The sequence below is a fragment of the Leifsonia sp. GW821-FHT13C09 genome, from assembly GCF_058806435.1.
The window spans coordinates 1,022,148-1,036,575 of record NZ_JBXAPS010000001.1 but is presented as its reverse complement, the minus strand read 5'-3'; the positions used below and the strand labels follow the sequence as shown (position 1 = coordinate 1,036,575).

Below are 14,428 nucleotides of genomic sequence, written 5' to 3'. Positions count from 1 at the left end.
AACGATAAACGAAACCGCCCCCGCTCATTTGAGCAACGAACGCGCAACCGTTGCACACCAACCTAAACTTGACGCGTGGCCCTGAACGATACCGACGAGATCCTCGCCGTCAAAGCCGCAGAGCTGTACTACGAAGCCGGCAAGACCCAGGACGAGATCGGCGTCGCCCTCAACGTCTCCCGCTGGAAAGTCGGACGGCTCCTGGTGGCGGCGCGCGAGCACGGCTTCGTGCGCATCGAGATCGTCCACCCGAGCGCCCGGAAGTTCTCGCTGGAGCGCGAACTGTGCGGCTTCTACGGGCTGGACGACGCGGTCGTCGTCCCCGCCGCCGAGTCCGACGCCGACGTGCAGGCCCGTGTCGCGCAGGCCGCGGCCGACTACCTCACCACCCTGCGGCCCGTTCCGCGCACCCTCGGGGTGAGCTGGGGCCGCACCCTCCACGCCGTCGCCGCGCGGCTGCGCCCGGGCTGGGCCGTGGGCGTGAACCCGGTCCAGATCAACGGCAGCGTCTCGAGTACCCGTCAGGCCACGGCCGCCGCCGACACCGCGGTGGTGATGGCCCGCAAAGCCCAGGGAACGGCGACCCTGCTGCCGAGCCCGGCGATCTTCGAGCATGCCGCCACCCGCCGCGCCATCGAGGCCGACCGGTCCGTACAGTCCGTGCTGGAGCTCGCGCGCAGCGCCAACGCCTACCTGTTCAGCGCGGGCGTGGTCGACACCAGCTCGGTCCACGTCGACTCCGGCTACCTCTCGCCGGAGGACGTGCTCGCCCTGGCGGCCAAGGGCGCCGTCGGCGACGTGGTCGGCCGCTTCATCGACGAGGCCGGGCAGGTCGCCGACCCCGAGCTCGACGGCCGCACCCTCGGCCTCAGCCTGGACGAGCTCCGCAACGCCGGCACCGCCATCGCCGTCATCGCGGGGGAGGCCAAGCACGGCATCGCCCACGCGGTCGTCGCGAGCGGCCTGTGCACCACCCTGATCACCGACGAGTCGACCGCCAACGACCTCCTCGGCCGCGCGCCGAACATGAGAAAGCAGACGTCATGACCATCGAAACGACACCGCCCGTGCGCACGCTCGCGCCGGCGGCCCGCGCCGTCGAGGTGCTGGGCGGCGACCTCACCGAGGGGTCGCTGCGGCGCTACCTCGGCGGCATCCCCGGCGTGGACGCCGTCGGGCTGGAGCAGCGCGCGGCCGGTCTCGGCACCCGCTCCATCAAGACCACCAGCAAGGCCTGGGCGCTCGACAAGATCATCGAGCTCATCGACCTGACCACGCTGGAGGGCGCGGACACGCCCGGCAAGGTGCGCTCGCTCGTCGCCAAGGCCCTCACGCCGGACCCCAGCGACCTGACCGCACCGCGGCCCGCGGCGGTCTGCGTCTATGGCGACATGGTGCCCTACGCGGTCGAGGCGCTCGGCGCCTCCCACGCCGGCCGCGTCGCCCGCGAGACCGGGCAGCACGGCGGCATCAACGTCGCCGCCGTTGCCACGGCCTTCCCGTCCGGTCGCGCGTCCCTCCCGGTCAAGCTCGCCGACACGGCCGACGCGGTCGCGGCCGGCGCGGACGAGATCGACATGGTCATCGACCGCGGCGCCTTCCTCTCCGGACGCTACGGACTCGTCTTCGACGAGATCGTGGCCGTCAAGGAGGCCTGCCGCCGCGACGACGGCAGCTACGCCCACCTCAAGGTCATCCTGGAGACCGGCGAGCTGAACACCTACGACAACGTGCGCCGCGCGTCCTGGCTGAGCATCCTCGCCGGCGCCGACTTCATCAAGACCTCCACCGGAAAGGTCTCGCCCGCCGCGACCCTCCCGGTGACGCTGCTGATGCTGGAGGTCGTTCGCGACTGGCACCGGCTGACCGGCGAGGAGATCGGCGTGAAGCCGGCGGGCGGCATCCGCTCGTCGAAGGACGCCATCAAGTACCTCGTGACGGTCGCCGAGACCGTGGGCGAGCACTGGCTGCAGCCGCACCTGTTCCGGTTCGGCGCCTCCAGCCTCCTCAATGACGTGCTGCTGCAGCGGCAGAAGCTGCACACCGGGCACTACTCCGGCGCCGACTACGTGACGATCGACTGAGACGGGACGACACCACCATGAGCTTCCTCGAGTACGCCCCGGCCCCCGAGTCGCGCGCGATCCTCAACCTGCGCGACCAGTACGGCCTCTTCATCGACGGCGAGTTCGTCGACGGGCACGGCACGCCGTTCCAGACCATCTCCCCGGCGACGGAGGAGCGCATCGCGACCATCGCGACCGCCGACTCCGCCGACGTCGACCGTGCCGTGGCCGCCGCCCGCCGCGCCTACGACCGCGTGTGGTCGCGGATGAGCGGCAGCGACCGCGGCAAGTACCTGTTCCGCATCGCCCGCCTCATCCAGGAGCGCGCCCGCGAGCTGGCCGTGGCCGAGAGCCTCGACAACGGCAAGCCGATCAAGGAGAGCCGCGACGTCGACATCCCCCTGGTCGCCGCCTGGTTCTTCTACTACGCCGGCTGGGCCGACAAGCTGGAGCACGCCGGCCTCGGCCCAGCTCCCCGCGCCCTCGGCGTCGCCGCCCAGGTCATCCCGTGGAACTTCCCGCTGCTCATGCTGGCGTGGAAGATCGCGCCGGCCCTCGCGGCGGGCAACACCGTCGTCCTGAAGCCCGCGGAGACCACCCCGCTGACCGCGCTGCTGTTCGCCGAGATCGTGCAGCAGGCCGACCTCCCCGCCGGCGTCGTCAACATCGTCACCGGCGCCGGGGAGACCGGCCGCGAGCTGGTCGCCCACCCGGACGTCAACAAGGTCGCCTTCACCGGGTCCACCGCCGTCGGCCGCGAGATCGCGCGCTCGGTGGCCGGCACCGAGAAGAAGCTCACGCTGGAGCTCGGCGGCAAGGCCGCGAACATCGTCTTCGACGACGCGCCGATCGACCAGGCCATCGAGGGCATCGTCAACGGCATCTTCTTCAACCAGGGCCACGTCTGCTGCGCCGGCAGCCGCCTGCTGGTGCAGGAGAGCGTCCACGACGAGGTCGTTGAGCGCCTGAAGCGCCGCCTCTCCACGCTGCGCCTCGGCGACCCGCTCGACAAGAACACCGACATCGGCGCGATCAACAGCGCCGAGCAGCTGCAGCGCATCCGCGAGCTCTCCGACATCGGGGAGGCCGAGGGCGCCGACCGCTGGACGGCCGAGTGTGCGATCCCGGAGAACGGCTTCTGGTTCGCCCCGACCATCTTCGACAACGTGTCGACCAGCCACCGGATCGCCCGCGAGGAGATCTTCGGACCGGTGCTGTCGGTGCTCACCTTCCGCACCCCGGCGGAGGCGATCGCCAAGGCGAACAACACCCCGTACGGTCTCTCGGCCGGCATCTGGACCGACAAGGGCAGCCGTATCCTGGCCGTCGCCGACAAGCTCCGCGCGGGTGTGGTCTGGGCGAACACCTTCAACCGGTTCGACCCTGCCAGCCCGTTCGGCGGTTACAAGGAGTCCGGTTACGGCCGCGAGGGCGGCCGTCACGGCCTCGGCGCGTACCTGGTGCCCGGGCGCTCGCTGCCCGCCGCGGCGGTCACCGCCTCCAGCACCTCCACCCGCACCACGACCCGCAAGGGAGCGACGAAATGAGCCGCCTGGCCGTGCCGAAGACCTACAAGCTCTACATCGGCGGGAAGTTCCCGCGCTCCGAGTCCGGCCGCACGTACGAGGTCGCCTCCGCGAAGGGCGCGTTCCTGGCCAACGCCGCCAAGGCCTCCCGCAAGGACGCCCGTGACGCGGTCGTCGCCGCGCGCGGCGCGCTGTCCGGCTGGGCCGGCGCGACCGCCTACAATCGCGGCCAGGTGCTCTACCGGATCGCCGAGCTGATGGAGGGCCGCCGGGCCCAGTTCGTGGACGAGATCGTGTCCTCGGAGGGTGTCTCGACCGCCGTCGCGGGCGCCCAGGTGGACGAGGCGATCGACCGCTGGGTCTGGTACGCCGGCTGGGCCGACAAGTTCGCCCAGGTGGCGGGCAACGCCAACCCGGTCGCGGGCCCCTACTTCAACATCTCGGTGCCGGAGCCGACCGGCGTCGTCGCGATCATCGCCCCGCAGGACTCCAGCCTGCTCGGCTTCGTCAGCGCTGTCGCCCCCGCGCTGGTCGCGGGCAACACGGTCGTCGTCGTGGCGAGCGAGCGCTTCCCGCTGTCGGCGATCAGCCTGAGCGAGGTGCTGGCGACGAGCGACGTGCCGGGAGGCGTGGTCAACATCCTCACCGGCTCGCCGGCGGAGATCGCCCCGTGGCTGGCCTCCCACGCCGACGTCAACGCGCTCGACCTGGTGGGCGCGGGCGCGCTGGAATGGGTGGACCTCCAGATCGCCGCGGCGGACACGCTGAAGCGCGTCCTCACCCCGGAGAACGGTCCGGACGCCGCCGCGCCGTCGCTCGACCGCATCGCGTTCTTCACCGAGACGAAGACGGTCTGGCACACCAAGTCGCTGCTGTAACCGCCCTGCGGTGGACGGCACCCTTCCGACCTCCCGTGATCTGAGGGAGGATGGGAGGATGAGCGACGGGTGGGGATCGGGGCACGGACCGCTCGTCCTGGTCGGCGACAGCCTGACCCAGGGCGGCGACTGGGCGGCCTGGCTGCCCGGCGAGGACGTCGTCAACCTCGGCGTCGCGGGGGACACCTCCGACGACGTGCTCGCCCGCCTGGGCGACGTGGTGGCGGCGCAGCCGGCCCTGATCGCGCTCCTGATCGGCACCAACGACCTGGCCTGGCGCCGCTCGGTCGAGCACGTCGTGCGCAACATCGAGACCATCCTGGTCACGCTCCGCAAGGAGCTGCCCGAGGTGCGCATCCTCGTGCAGTCGGTGATGCCGCGCGGCCACGAGTTCGCCGACCAGATCCGCGACATCAACCGCCACCTCTGGCAGTTCGCCCCAACGGTCCACGCAGCCTGGCTCGACCTCTGGCCGGCGCTGGCCCTGGAGGACGGCGAGCTCAACCCGGCATACACCGACGACCGCCTCCACCTCAACGCGGAAGGGTACCGGGCATGGCTGGGGGAGCTGGTGCCCGGGCTGGAGCGGGCGCGGCAGCTGCCGCCGAGCAGCCGGGCGATCCAGCTGCCGGACCTGGGTGGGGCGGCGTAGGGCGCTACCGCCCCCGCAGCAGCTCTTCGTAGAACCGGATTCCCCGCAGCCACGTCGCCACGTGGATCCGCTCGTTCCGGGCGTGCAGCGTCCCGCGTTCGTCACCACTCATCTCGAACGGTGTGAACCGGTACACCGCGTCGCTGATTGCGGTGAAGTGGCGGCCGTCGCTCGCGGCGAGCATGATGTACGGCGTCACCACCGCGGACGGGTGCACAGCCGAGACGGCATTCGCCACCGCGTCCCATTCCGGTCCGTTCGTGGGTGAGACCGGGGAGGGCTCCGCCGGGTCGATCGTCTCGATGCGCACCAGCGGGTCGCGGATCGCGCGGCGGAGGTGGGCGACGGTCTCGGCGACGCTCGACCCGACCGCGATGCGCACGTTGAGCACCGCCGTCGCGGTCTCCGGCAGCGCGTTGGCGGCGAGGCTGCCGCTGAGCTGCGTGACCGCGGTCGTCGTGCGGACCATCGCCCGCGTCTCGTCGCTCAGCCGGCCGAGCACCGGGACCAGCACCGGCTTCAGCCGGCGCGCCCGCGTGAAGACCGCGCGCAGCGGCCCGGTCGCGTGTGCGCCGAGCGTCTCCACCATCTGGAGGTTCGTCTCGGTGAGGCGGGCGGGGAACGGTCGGGCGTTCAGCCGCGTGACCGCGCGCGCCAGTCGCACGGTCGCCGTCATCCTCGGCGGGGTGGAGGCGTGGCCGCCCTGCTGCTCCACCGTCAGCCGGACGCTCGTGATGCCTTTCTCGCTCACGCCGACCACCGCGATGGGCTCGGCCACGCCGGGGAAGACGCCTTCCACCACGGCCCCGCCCTCGTCCAGCACCAGGGCCGGCCGGACGCCGCGGGCGGCGAGGGCGGCGACGATGGCCTGCGCGCCGGAGCCGACCGTCTCCTCGTCGTGGCCGAAGCTGAGGTACACGTCCGCCGCGGGGGTGTGGCCGGCGGCGAGCAGCCCCTCCACCGCCTCCAGGATGGCGACGAGCGCCCCCTTGTCGTCCAGCGTGCCGCGGCTCCAGAGCACCCGGTCGTCGTCGGAACCGGTGAGCTCGGCGCCGAACGGCGGGTGCTCCCAGCCGTCGGCGGTGGCGGGGACGACGTCGTAGTGCGCCATCAGGACGGTCGGGGCGCCGTCGCCCGCGCCGGGCCACCGGTACAGCAGGGAGTGGCCGTGCAGCTCGCGCTGGAGGACGGCGTGCACGCGCGGGTACAGCCCGGGCAGGGTCGCCACGAAGGCGTCGAACGCCGCCCAGTCGGTCTCCTCGACGGCGCTGCGGGACACGGTCGGGATGCGCAGCAGCGTGCGGAAGCGCTCTACGGCGGCGTCGGCGTCGAGGTGGGCGGCGTCGAGCGGGACGGGGTCGCTCACTCGCCGGCCGCCGCGCGGAACGCCGCCGCCGCGTCGTCGCTGAACAGCACGAAGCGCACCAGCTCGACGGAGCCGACGCCCGACGACAGCACCGCTCGCACCGTGCTGACCGCGATCCGCGCCGCGTCCTCCATCGGCCAGCCGTAGATCCCGGCGGACACGGCGGGAAAGGCGACGGTCGCGGCGCCCAGTTCGCGGGCGACGCGCAGCGACGACCGGTAGGCGTTCTGCAGGTCGGGGGTGCGGTCCTCGCGCTTCGCCCAGACCGGGCCGACGGTGTGGATCACCCACTGCGCGGGGAGGTCTCCGGCGGTCGTCGCGACGGCCTGACCCGTCGGCAACCCGTCGGGCAGGGTGGTGGCGCGCAGCTCGCGGCAGGCGGCCAGGATGGCGGGGCCGCCGCGGCGGTGGATGGCTCCGTCGACGCCGCCGCCCCCCAGCAGGGAGCTGTTGGCCGCGTTGACCAGAGCGTCCACGGTCTGCTCGGTGATGTCGCCGCGGACGATCTCGATGGGGTCCGTCACGTCAGCCCCGGTTGTTCGAGAGCTCGTACACCTTCAGGAGCTCGAGGATGGCGTCGTCGCGCTGGTCCCCGCCCTCCTCGAACATGGTGGAGACGTGGGTTTTGAGGTGGTTCTCGACGAGCAGCTTGTTGAGCGAGCCGAGCGACTTCTGGATGGCGAGCGACTGGGTGATGATGTCGACGCAGTAGTCCTCGTTCTCGATCATCTTCTCGAGGCCGCGCAGCTGCCCCTCGAGGATGCGCGTGCGGTGCAGCGCCCGCTTCTTGATGTCTGCGATCACGTCTCCCAGGATACCGCGGAAACCCGATACCCCGCCCTGGTATCGACCAAAGAATCCGCTGCGCATCAGACCCCCTATTGGGGGGTATGGGAGGACATACTGCAGCGTCTATCCTCCCTAGCAGGGGTTGAGAAATATTCGTTTTACAGGAAAGGCCCGACTTTGCTGAAGAACCTCAGCCCGCTGCTGTCCGGCGCGCTCCTGCGCGCACTGGATTCCATGCACGACGGCGACACGCTCACGCTTGTCGGCAGCGGCTATCCCGAAGAAGCACTCACCGCGCCCATCGTCCACCTGGGGGAGGACGTCACCACTGAAGCCGCCGCCGAAGCGATCCTCAGTGTTTTTCCACTCGACACCACCAACCCGTCACCGATCGTCTTCCTCGACCTCGCAGGCGAGCCCTACGAAGTCCCCGATGTCGCCTTCGCCGTCAACGGCATCGCCTCCGACGCGGAACTCCGTCGCATCCCGATGAGCCGGCTCGAACTCGAGCCGTTCGTCGGACTGGCGCGGGACTCCGCGGTGATCGTCCGGGTCGGATCGGACGCGCCCCCGTGCGCGTTCCTGTTCCGGCGCGGCGCTCTCTGAGGCGGGACCGGCGGCAGCGGTCCGTATCCCCGGGGCCCGGTCCCGCCCCGGGGACGCGGGCTGTCCGGTCCACGCGGATCGCGCGCCGGCCGGTCGCCTAGAGTTGCAGGGTGCCCTACACCCCGCAGCCGCCCGCCTACAACCGCGCCGCCCTGGCGCCCGGCATCCTCGGCGCGCTGGTGCTGCTCTTCGGGCTCGCGTTCGCGGACTGGTACACCTACGTCGAGTACGCGGTCTGCATCCTGGCGCTCATCCTCTGCGTGTTCTCCTGGCAGGCGAAGAGCCGCTGGTGGCTGGCCGGACTGATCCCGATCGCGGTGCTCTGGAACCCGATCTTCCCGATCCGCGGCCTCACGCCGGCGCTGCCGCTGCTGAGCCTCGCCGCGGCCGCCGTGTTCGTCGCCGCGGGACTCCTGATCAAGATTCCGGCCGACACACGCCGCTGACCCGTCCCGATACGGTAAAATGACGGTTGCACGGCCGTCCTGCGTCGTGCGCCCGGCGTTCTGCGATGCTCGGAGTGGACCACTCGGTTCCGCTCCCCGCCGCCGCGCCGGCCCTCACGCCAAATGGCGTCGCGTCCGCTGTCAGCGCGCGACGCATCCACTGGAGGACCATGTCTCGTTCGGGTCAGCGCACGTCAAGTCAGCGCACGTCGGGTCAGCGCACGGAGAAGCGCACGTCCGGCCAAGGTGCGTCGCAGCGCGCCTCCTCGCAGCCGCAGCGCCGCAACCGCCACGCCAACAACGACGGGCTCATCCCCGTGCTCGCGCGCAAGGTGCGCGAGGTGGAGGCCAAAGCCGCCGACGGCAAGAAGCTCGGCCCGACGAACCGCACCAAGTTCCAGGTCATCGCCTTCCTCATGCGCGAGGAGCGCGCCCGAGCCAAGGCTGACACCGAGCTGAGCGACGCCGCGCGCGCCGAGCAGCTCAAGCGGCTGGACGGCATCGCCACCATCCTGGCCAAGACCGCCGCCCGCGACACCTCGCTCATCTCGCTGCTCGAGAGCGAGGCGCCGCCCACCGCGACCGCGCAGAAGATCCGGCGCGACTGGCTGCTGGAGTCCGGCACCGAGCTCAGCCCGGACGACCTGATCATCACGGTCGAGCGCGTGATCGCGCCTGAGAGCGTCATCCCGCCGGAGCTCGCACAGAAGCAGGTCGTGCCCGCCTCGGTGAAGGCGCGCCAGCTCTCCAACCCGTTCCTCGCGCCCGACTTCAGTAAGAGCACCGCCGCCGCCCCCTCGCCGCGCCGCCGCCTGGACTCGTGGGAGCTGCTCGGCCCGCTGTTCAAGTCGTTCGAGTACGGCGCGGGAGGCCAGGCCGCGAGCATGGAGCTCCCGCCTGCTCCGAAGATCGACCGCTACTCGCCGCAGGGGCTGGAGCTCATGCACCACCAGTCGCGGTTCATCGAGAGTGTGCGCCAGGGGCACCGCCGCTTCCTGCTCGCCGACGAGCCCGGCCTCGGCAAGACCGCGCAGTCCGTCCTCGCCGCGTCGGTCGCCGGCGCCTACCCGCTGCTCGCGGTCGTGCCGAACGTCGTCAAGATGAACTGGGCGCGCGAGGTCGAGCGCTGGACGCCGCACCGCCGCGCCACCGTCATCCATGGCGACGGCGAGGGCCTGGACGCGTTCGCCGACGTCGTCATCGTCAACTACGAGGTGCTCGACCGGCACCTGTCCTGGCTCAGCACGCTCGGCTTCCAGGGCATGGTGGTCGACGAGGCGCACTTCATCAAGAACTTGCACTCCCAGCGCTCCCGGCTCGTACTGGGGCTGGCCGAGGCGATCCGCGAGAAGGCGGCGGACCCGCTGCTCATCGCGCTCACCGGCACGCCGCTGATCAACGACATCGACGACTTCAAGGCGATCTGGCAGTTCCTCGGCTGGATCGACGGCAACAAGCCGACCGCCGAGCTGATGGAGAGCCTGGAGGAGACCGGCCTCACCCCGGCCGACTTCGGCTTCTACGCCGCCGCCCGTGAGTCCGTCATCGACCTGGGCATCGTCCGCCGCCGCAAGGTGGACGTGGCCGCCGACCTCCCGAGCCGCCGGGTGGTGGATCTGCCGGTCGAGTTGGACGACGACCTCGGCCGCTCGATCAAGCAGGCCGAGAAGGAGCTGGCCGCCCGGCTCGTCGCGCGCTTCCACCGCGCCGCGGCCGCGGGCCGGCCGGACTCGTTCGACGGCGACGACGAGGCGCACCGCAAGCACCTCATCCGGCTCGTCGCGCAGTCCGAGCTGGAGGAGTCGAAGTCGGCCAGGACCGGCGACAACGTCTTCACGATGGTCCGCAAGATCGGTCAGGCGAAGGCCGGCCTGGCCTCCGACTACACCGCGCAGCTCGCGCGGTCGGTGGGCAAGGTGGTGTTCTTCGCCAAGCACATCGACGTGATGGACGCGGCGGAGGAGGCCTTCGCCGCCCGCGACCTCAAGACCATCTCGATCCGCGGCGACCAGTCCGCGCTCGCGCGCCAGAAGGAGATCGACGCCTTCAACAACGACCCGGAGGTCGCGGTCGCGGTCTGCTCGCTCACTGCGGCGGGCGTCGGCCTCAACCTCCAGGCCGCATCGAACGTCGTGCTCGCAGAGCTCTCCTGGACGGCCGCCGAGCAGACCCAGGCGATCGACCGCGTGCACCGCATCGGCCAGGACGAGCCGGTCACGGCGTGGCGGATCATCGCGGCGCAGACCATCGACTCCAAGATCGCGGAGCTGATCGACGCCAAGCAGGGCCTGGCTGCTCGCGCGCTCGACGGCAGCGATGTGGAGATCGGCTCGGCCGACTCGGTGCAGCTGGACGCGCTGATCAACCTGCTGGAGGACGCGCTGGAGGCGTAGCCGCGCGGGTGGGAACCGTGTCAGGCGATCTCGGCGTCGTCCGGATCGAGCGGCACCGGACGCTCGTCGTCCGGCAGGATCCGGTCGTCGTCCTCGTCGTCGTCCACCGGCAGGTCGTCCTCGTCGCGGATGACGTCGGTGGGCTCGTAGTCGCCCTCCTGCGCCTCGAGGAAGTCGTCGTCGTCCTCCCGGCTGCGGTCCGTCTCGCTCATGCACCGAGGTTACCGCGCCCGCCGACGGCGCACGAGAGCCTCCGTGATTCGTGCCGAATCGCGGCTCTGCGGCGGCGAAAGCGACGATTCGTGCCGAATCGCCAGACCGCTATTCGTGCCGAATCGCGGCTCTGGCGCGGCGAAAGCGACGATTCGTGCCGAATGTCGCGCGGGCTCAGGTCAGCGCGAACTCGAAGTACGCGCCGAGGGCGTCGTGGCGGATGCGCGCGGAGCCGGCGAAGCCGGAGAAGTCGCCCGTGCCGGTGCCGGGGACGATGTAGCCGAAGGCGGACGGGTCGTCGGGATGCTGCAGGGCGCCGTGGTGGACCGTGAACGAGCCGGAGCGGCCGTCCGGGAGCGTGCCGGTGATCCGCTCGGCCGCGAGGTAGCCACGGCCGCCCTCCTCCGTCCCGGACGACACGAAGTGCGCGACGGACTCGCCGACCAGGCCCTCCGTGTAGGCCTTGCGCATCACGACCGCGCCGAGCCAGTCGCCCGGAATGCCGGGCAGCTCCTCCGGGTCCCAGCCGGTGACGTCGAAGCGGGCGGTGACGATGGTGGAGTTGTCCATGCCCGGAGCCTAACGAGCGCGTCCGCACACATCGTGCAATTTCGCGACAGCGCGGAAGTGGACTAGACAGGGGACATGGCGCAGCACCATACCCAGCTCGAGATCGAGCGCAAGTACGACGTGGACGGCGACCTCCGCCCACCCCAGCTCGTCGGCGTCGGAGCGATCGCCGTCGAGACCGGGCCCGAGACCGCCGAACTGGTGGCGACCTACTACGACACGACCGAGTTGCGGCTCGCCCGGCAGCGTGTCGCGGTGCGCGCGCGGCGCGGCGGGTCCGACGAAGGCTGGCACCTCAAGCTGCCGCCGACCGACGAAGGGCGTCCCGAGCTGCACTGGCCGCTCGGCGACGGCCAGGAGCCGCCGGCCGAACTGCTGGAGACCATCCGCGAGCAGCTCGGCGACGGCGTCCTGATCCCGGTCGCGCGAGTGACCAACAGCCGCGACACCACCCTCCTCAAGGACGCGGCGGGCTTCGAGCTCGCCGAGCTGTGCGACGACCACGTCCGCGGCGAGAACCTGCAGACCGGCACGAGCGACGCCTGGCGGGAGTGGGAGGTCGAGCTGCTCAGCGGCGCTCCGGATTCGCGCGAGGGCCGCACCGCTCTGCTCGACGGCATCGAGGCGGAGCTGCTGGCGGCCGGCGCCCGGCCTTCAGCGAGTTCGTCCAAGCTGCAGCGCGCGCTCGGCCTCTGAACCGGTCCGCGTCGGCGGGATTTTGGTGCTTCGGTGTCCCTCGGGCATGATGCCTCTGATCGGCCCGGGCGCGGCGGGATTTTGGTGCTCCGGTATCCCTCGGGCATGATGCCTCTGATCGGCCCGGGCGCGGCGGGATTTTGGTGCTCCGGTGTCCCTCGGGCATGATGCTCAGGGGCGCAACGAGAAAGAGAGCAGCATGAAGATCGGCATCCTGACCAGCGGCGGCGACTGTCCCGGACTGAACGCGGTCATCCGCGGCGCGGTCCTCAAGGGCGACCGTGTGTACGGGTCCGAGTTCGCCGGCTTCCGCTACGGCTGGCGTGGTGTGGTCGAGGGCGACATCATGCCGCTCGACCGGCACAGTGTCCGCGGCCTCTCGCGCCAGGGCGGCACCATCCTCGGCTCCAGCCGTACCAACCCGTTCGAGGGCGACAAGGGCGGCCCCGAGAACATCCAGCGGATGATGGACGAGAACGGCATCGACGCCATCATCGCGATCGGCGGCGAGGGCACGCTCACGGCCGCCCGCCGGCTCACCGACGCCGGCCTGCGGATCGTCGGCGTGCCGAAGACCATCGACAACGACCTCGCCGCCACCGACTACTCGTTCGGCTTCGACACCGCGGTGGAGATCGCGACCGAGGCCATCGACCGGCTCCGCACCACCGCCGAGTCGCACCAGCGCTGCATGGTCGTGGAGGTCATGGGCCGCCACGTCGGCTGGATCGCTCTGCACTCCGGGATGGCCGGCGGCGCGCACGCCATCCTCATCCCGGAGCAGCCGAAGTCCATCGATCAGATCTGCGAGTGGGTGGAGTCTGTGCGCGACCGCGGCCGCGCACCGGTCATCGTCGTGTCAGAGGGCTTCCACCTCGACACCATGGAGGAGGCGCACTCGCACAAGGGCCTCGACGCTTTCAACCGGCCGCGCCTCGGCGGGATCGGCGAGATGCTGGCCCCGATGATCGAGGAACGCACCGGCATCGAGTCGCGGGCGACCGTCCTCGGCCACATGCAGCGCGGCGGCGTGCCGAGCGCCTACGACCGCGTGCTCGCCACCCGGCTCGGCATGGCGGCGGTCGACGCGGCCTACGAGGGCCGCTGGGGCTCGATGGTGTCGCTGCGCGGCACCGACGTGGTGAACGTGTCGATCGCCGACGCGACCGGCGGCCTCAAGACAGTGCCGCCGGCGCGTTACGAGGAGGCGGCGTTGCTCTTCGGCTGACCGGCCGCCCCTCCCTTCCTCCGGGGACCGGGGTTAGGCTCCACCGTATGAGCGGAAGGAGCCCGAAGGTGCCCAGATTCGTCCAGCTCGAGGAATTCGGCTCGCGCGACTTCCTTCACCTCGTCGAGCGGGAGCGACCGTGGCCCGGGCCCGGACAAGTGCTGGTGCGGGTGATGGCCGCGGGCCTCAACCCGATGGACTACAAGGCGTACCGCAGCGAGCAGGCGGCCGCCCGGATGGGTGTGACGCTGCCGAGCGGAATGGGCCAGGACTTCGCCGGCTTCGTGGAGGAGCGCGGCGAGGGCGCCGAGCGCTTCGGGCTCGGCCAGGCCGTACTCGGCACTGCGCCCTTCGCCGCGCTCGCGGACTTCGTCGTGGTCGCCGAGGACGGGCAGATCGTCGAGAAGCCGGACCCGCTCACCTTCGAGGTGGCCGGATCGCTCGGCGTGGTCGGGCGCACCGCGATGGCGACCGCGGCCTCCCTCGACCTCGGCGAGACCGACACGGTGCTGGTGAGCGCGGCGGCCGGCGGGGTCGGGGTGCTGGCGGCACAGCTCGCGATCCGCTGCGGCGCCGCCGTCGTCGGCACGGCGAGCGAGGAGAACCACGACTTCCTGGAGACGCTGGGGATCATCCCGGTCGCCTACGGGGACGGTCTGGCGGACCGTGTGCGGGAGGTCCTGGACGACGGGCAGCGCGTGACGGCGGTCCTCGACAACCACGGGCCGGACACCATCGACGCCGCGATCGAGCTCGGCGTCCCTCCGGAGCGGATCAACACCATCGCCGCGTTCGGTCCCGCCGCGCGCGGCGCCCGCACGGTCGGCGGCCGTGCGGCGGGCAACGCCGAACTGGCGGAACTGGCCGAACTGCTCGCGCAGAACGAGCTGGTGCTGCCGATCGACTCGATCTTCCCGATCGAGCGCACCGTCGAGGCGTACGGTCGGCTTGAGGCCGGCCACGTCCGCGGGAAGATCGTGATCGTCACCGACTGAGCGT

At 71.2% G+C, this 14,428-nt stretch carries 16 protein-coding genes; 11 read left to right on the top strand and 5 right to left on the bottom strand.

Annotated elements, in window-relative coordinates; all coding sequences use genetic code 11:
* Positions 1–75 precede the first annotated feature (75 nt).
* The 5 genes from AC1ROW_RS05005 to AC1ROW_RS04985 are packed head-to-tail and all read left to right on the top strand — an operon-like array spanning position 76 to position 5,122.
* Complete coding sequence (locus tag AC1ROW_RS05005; RefSeq protein WP_493017735.1) at positions 76–1,047, top strand: sugar-binding transcriptional regulator; 972 nt, start codon at positions 76–78, stop codon at positions 1,045–1,047.
* On the top strand, positions 1,044–2,084 hold the full coding sequence (gene deoC / locus AC1ROW_RS05000; RefSeq protein ID WP_493017734.1) for a deoxyribose-phosphate aldolase: 1,041 nt from the start codon (positions 1,044–1,046) through the stop codon (positions 2,082–2,084). Before AC1ROW_RS05005 ends, deoC begins: the two co-directional genes overlap by 4 nt.
* Before the next feature lie 17 nt (positions 2,085–2,101).
* Positions 2,102–3,613: an aldehyde dehydrogenase family protein gene (locus tag AC1ROW_RS04995; protein WP_493017733.1), complete on the top strand. Its 1,512-nt coding sequence runs from the start codon at positions 2,102–2,104 to the stop codon at positions 3,611–3,613.
* Complete coding sequence (locus AC1ROW_RS04990) at positions 3,610–4,470, top strand: aldehyde dehydrogenase family protein (protein WP_493017732.1); 861 nt, start codon at positions 3,610–3,612, stop codon at positions 4,468–4,470. Before AC1ROW_RS04995 ends, AC1ROW_RS04990 begins: the two co-directional genes overlap by 4 nt.
* Before the next feature lie 58 nt (positions 4,471–4,528).
* Complete coding sequence (locus AC1ROW_RS04985; RefSeq protein ID WP_493017731.1) at positions 4,529–5,122, top strand: SGNH/GDSL hydrolase family protein; 594 nt, start codon at positions 4,529–4,531, stop codon at positions 5,120–5,122.
* A 4-nt stretch (positions 5,123–5,126) separates the two neighbouring features.
* On the opposite strand, the gene AC1ROW_RS04980 is transcribed toward AC1ROW_RS04985, so the two are convergent.
* Genes AC1ROW_RS04980 through AC1ROW_RS04970 form a run of 3 tightly spaced genes read right to left on the bottom strand, consistent with a single transcriptional unit; the run spans position 5,127 to position 7,292 of the window.
* Entirely contained in the window at positions 5,127–6,488 is a 1,362-nt protein-coding gene (locus AC1ROW_RS04980; protein WP_493017730.1) for a M20/M25/M40 family metallo-hydrolase, read from the bottom strand.
* Positions 6,485–7,012 (bottom strand): O-acetyl-ADP-ribose deacetylase, encoded by a 528-nt coding sequence (locus AC1ROW_RS04975; RefSeq protein WP_493017729.1) that lies wholly within the window; start codon positions 7,010–7,012, stop codon positions 6,485–6,487. The genes AC1ROW_RS04980 and AC1ROW_RS04975 overlap by 4 nt, the downstream gene beginning before the upstream one ends.
* Before the next feature lies 1 nt (position 7,013).
* Positions 7,014–7,292 (bottom strand): metal-sensitive transcriptional regulator, encoded by a 279-nt coding sequence (locus tag AC1ROW_RS04970; RefSeq protein ID WP_185277937.1) that lies wholly within the window; start codon positions 7,290–7,292, stop codon positions 7,014–7,016.
* 162 nt (positions 7,293–7,454) lie between these two features.
* On the opposite strand from AC1ROW_RS04970, the gene AC1ROW_RS04965 reads away from it, so the two are divergent.
* The 3 genes from AC1ROW_RS04965 to AC1ROW_RS04955 all read left to right on the top strand — a co-directional run bounded on the left by AC1ROW_RS04965 (position 7,455) and on the right by AC1ROW_RS04955 (position 10,722).
* Positions 7,455–7,883 carry an RbsD/FucU family protein gene (locus AC1ROW_RS04965; RefSeq protein ID WP_493017728.1) on the top strand — a complete coding sequence of 143 codons (429 nt, stop codon included), beginning with the start codon at positions 7,455–7,457 and terminating at the stop codon, positions 7,881–7,883.
* Positions 7,884–7,993: 110 nt separating this feature from the next.
* Positions 7,994–8,329 (top strand): DUF6804 family protein, encoded by a 336-nt coding sequence (locus AC1ROW_RS04960; RefSeq protein ID WP_493017727.1) that lies wholly within the window; start codon positions 7,994–7,996, stop codon positions 8,327–8,329.
* Positions 8,330–8,499: 170 nt separating this feature from the next.
* Positions 8,500–10,722, top strand: a complete 2,223-nt coding sequence (locus AC1ROW_RS04955; RefSeq protein ID WP_493017726.1) for a DEAD/DEAH box helicase — start codon at positions 8,500–8,502, stop codon at positions 10,720–10,722.
* Between the two features lie 20 nt (positions 10,723–10,742).
* On the opposite strand, the gene AC1ROW_RS04950 is transcribed toward AC1ROW_RS04955, so the two are convergent.
* On the bottom strand, positions 10,743–10,934 hold the full coding sequence (locus AC1ROW_RS04950) for a hypothetical protein (RefSeq protein WP_493017725.1): 192 nt from the start codon (positions 10,932–10,934) through the stop codon (positions 10,743–10,745).
* A gap of 175 nt (positions 10,935–11,109) precedes the next feature.
* Positions 11,110–11,505 carry a DUF3224 domain-containing protein gene (locus tag AC1ROW_RS04945; RefSeq protein ID WP_493017724.1) on the bottom strand — a complete coding sequence of 132 codons (396 nt, stop codon included), beginning with the start codon at positions 11,503–11,505 and terminating at the stop codon, positions 11,110–11,112.
* Between the two features lie 75 nt (positions 11,506–11,580).
* On the opposite strand from AC1ROW_RS04945, the gene AC1ROW_RS04940 reads away from it, so the two are divergent.
* The 3 genes from AC1ROW_RS04940 (at position 11,581) to AC1ROW_RS04930 (ending at position 14,424) form a co-directional block, all read left to right on the top strand.
* Positions 11,581–12,201 carry a CYTH domain-containing protein gene (locus tag AC1ROW_RS04940; protein WP_493017723.1) on the top strand — a complete coding sequence of 207 codons (621 nt, stop codon included), beginning with the start codon at positions 11,581–11,583 and terminating at the stop codon, positions 12,199–12,201.
* A gap of 199 nt (positions 12,202–12,400) precedes the next feature.
* On the top strand, positions 12,401–13,429 hold the full coding sequence (locus AC1ROW_RS04935; RefSeq protein WP_493017722.1) for a 6-phosphofructokinase: 1,029 nt from the start codon (positions 12,401–12,403) through the stop codon (positions 13,427–13,429).
* Positions 13,430–13,497: 68 nt separating this feature from the next.
* Positions 13,498–14,424 carry an NADP-dependent oxidoreductase gene (locus AC1ROW_RS04930; RefSeq protein WP_493017721.1) on the top strand — a complete coding sequence of 309 codons (927 nt, stop codon included), beginning with the start codon at positions 13,498–13,500 and terminating at the stop codon, positions 14,422–14,424.
* Positions 14,425–14,428 lie beyond the last annotated feature (4 nt).

Bases quoted from the DNA above. Each gene is read 5' to 3' on its own strand.
- deoC (WP_493017734.1), top strand. From the start codon at position 1,044: ATGACCATCGAAACGACACCGCCCGTGCGCACGCTCGCGCCGGCGGCC.
- AC1ROW_RS04995 (WP_493017733.1), top strand. From the start codon at position 2,102: ATGAGCTTCCTCGAGTACGCCCCGGCCCCCGAGTCGCGCGCGATCCTC.
- AC1ROW_RS04990 (WP_493017732.1), top strand. From the start codon at position 3,610: ATGAGCCGCCTGGCCGTGCCGAAGACCTACAAGCTCTACATCGGCGGG.
- AC1ROW_RS04985 (WP_493017731.1), top strand. From the start codon at position 4,529: ATGAGCGACGGGTGGGGATCGGGGCACGGACCGCTCGTCCTGGTCGGC.
- AC1ROW_RS04955 (WP_493017726.1), top strand. From the start codon at position 8,500: ATGTCTCGTTCGGGTCAGCGCACGTCAAGTCAGCGCACGTCGGGTCAG.
- AC1ROW_RS04950 (WP_493017725.1), bottom strand. From the start codon at position 10,934: ATGAGCGAGACGGACCGCAGCCGGGAGGACGACGACGACTTCCTCGAG.
- AC1ROW_RS04945 (WP_493017724.1), bottom strand. From the start codon at position 11,505: ATGGACAACTCCACCATCGTCACCGCCCGCTTCGACGTCACCGGCTGG.
- AC1ROW_RS04940 (WP_493017723.1), top strand. From the start codon at position 11,581: ATGGCGCAGCACCATACCCAGCTCGAGATCGAGCGCAAGTACGACGTG.
- AC1ROW_RS04935 (WP_493017722.1), top strand. From the start codon at position 12,401: ATGAAGATCGGCATCCTGACCAGCGGCGGCGACTGTCCCGGACTGAAC.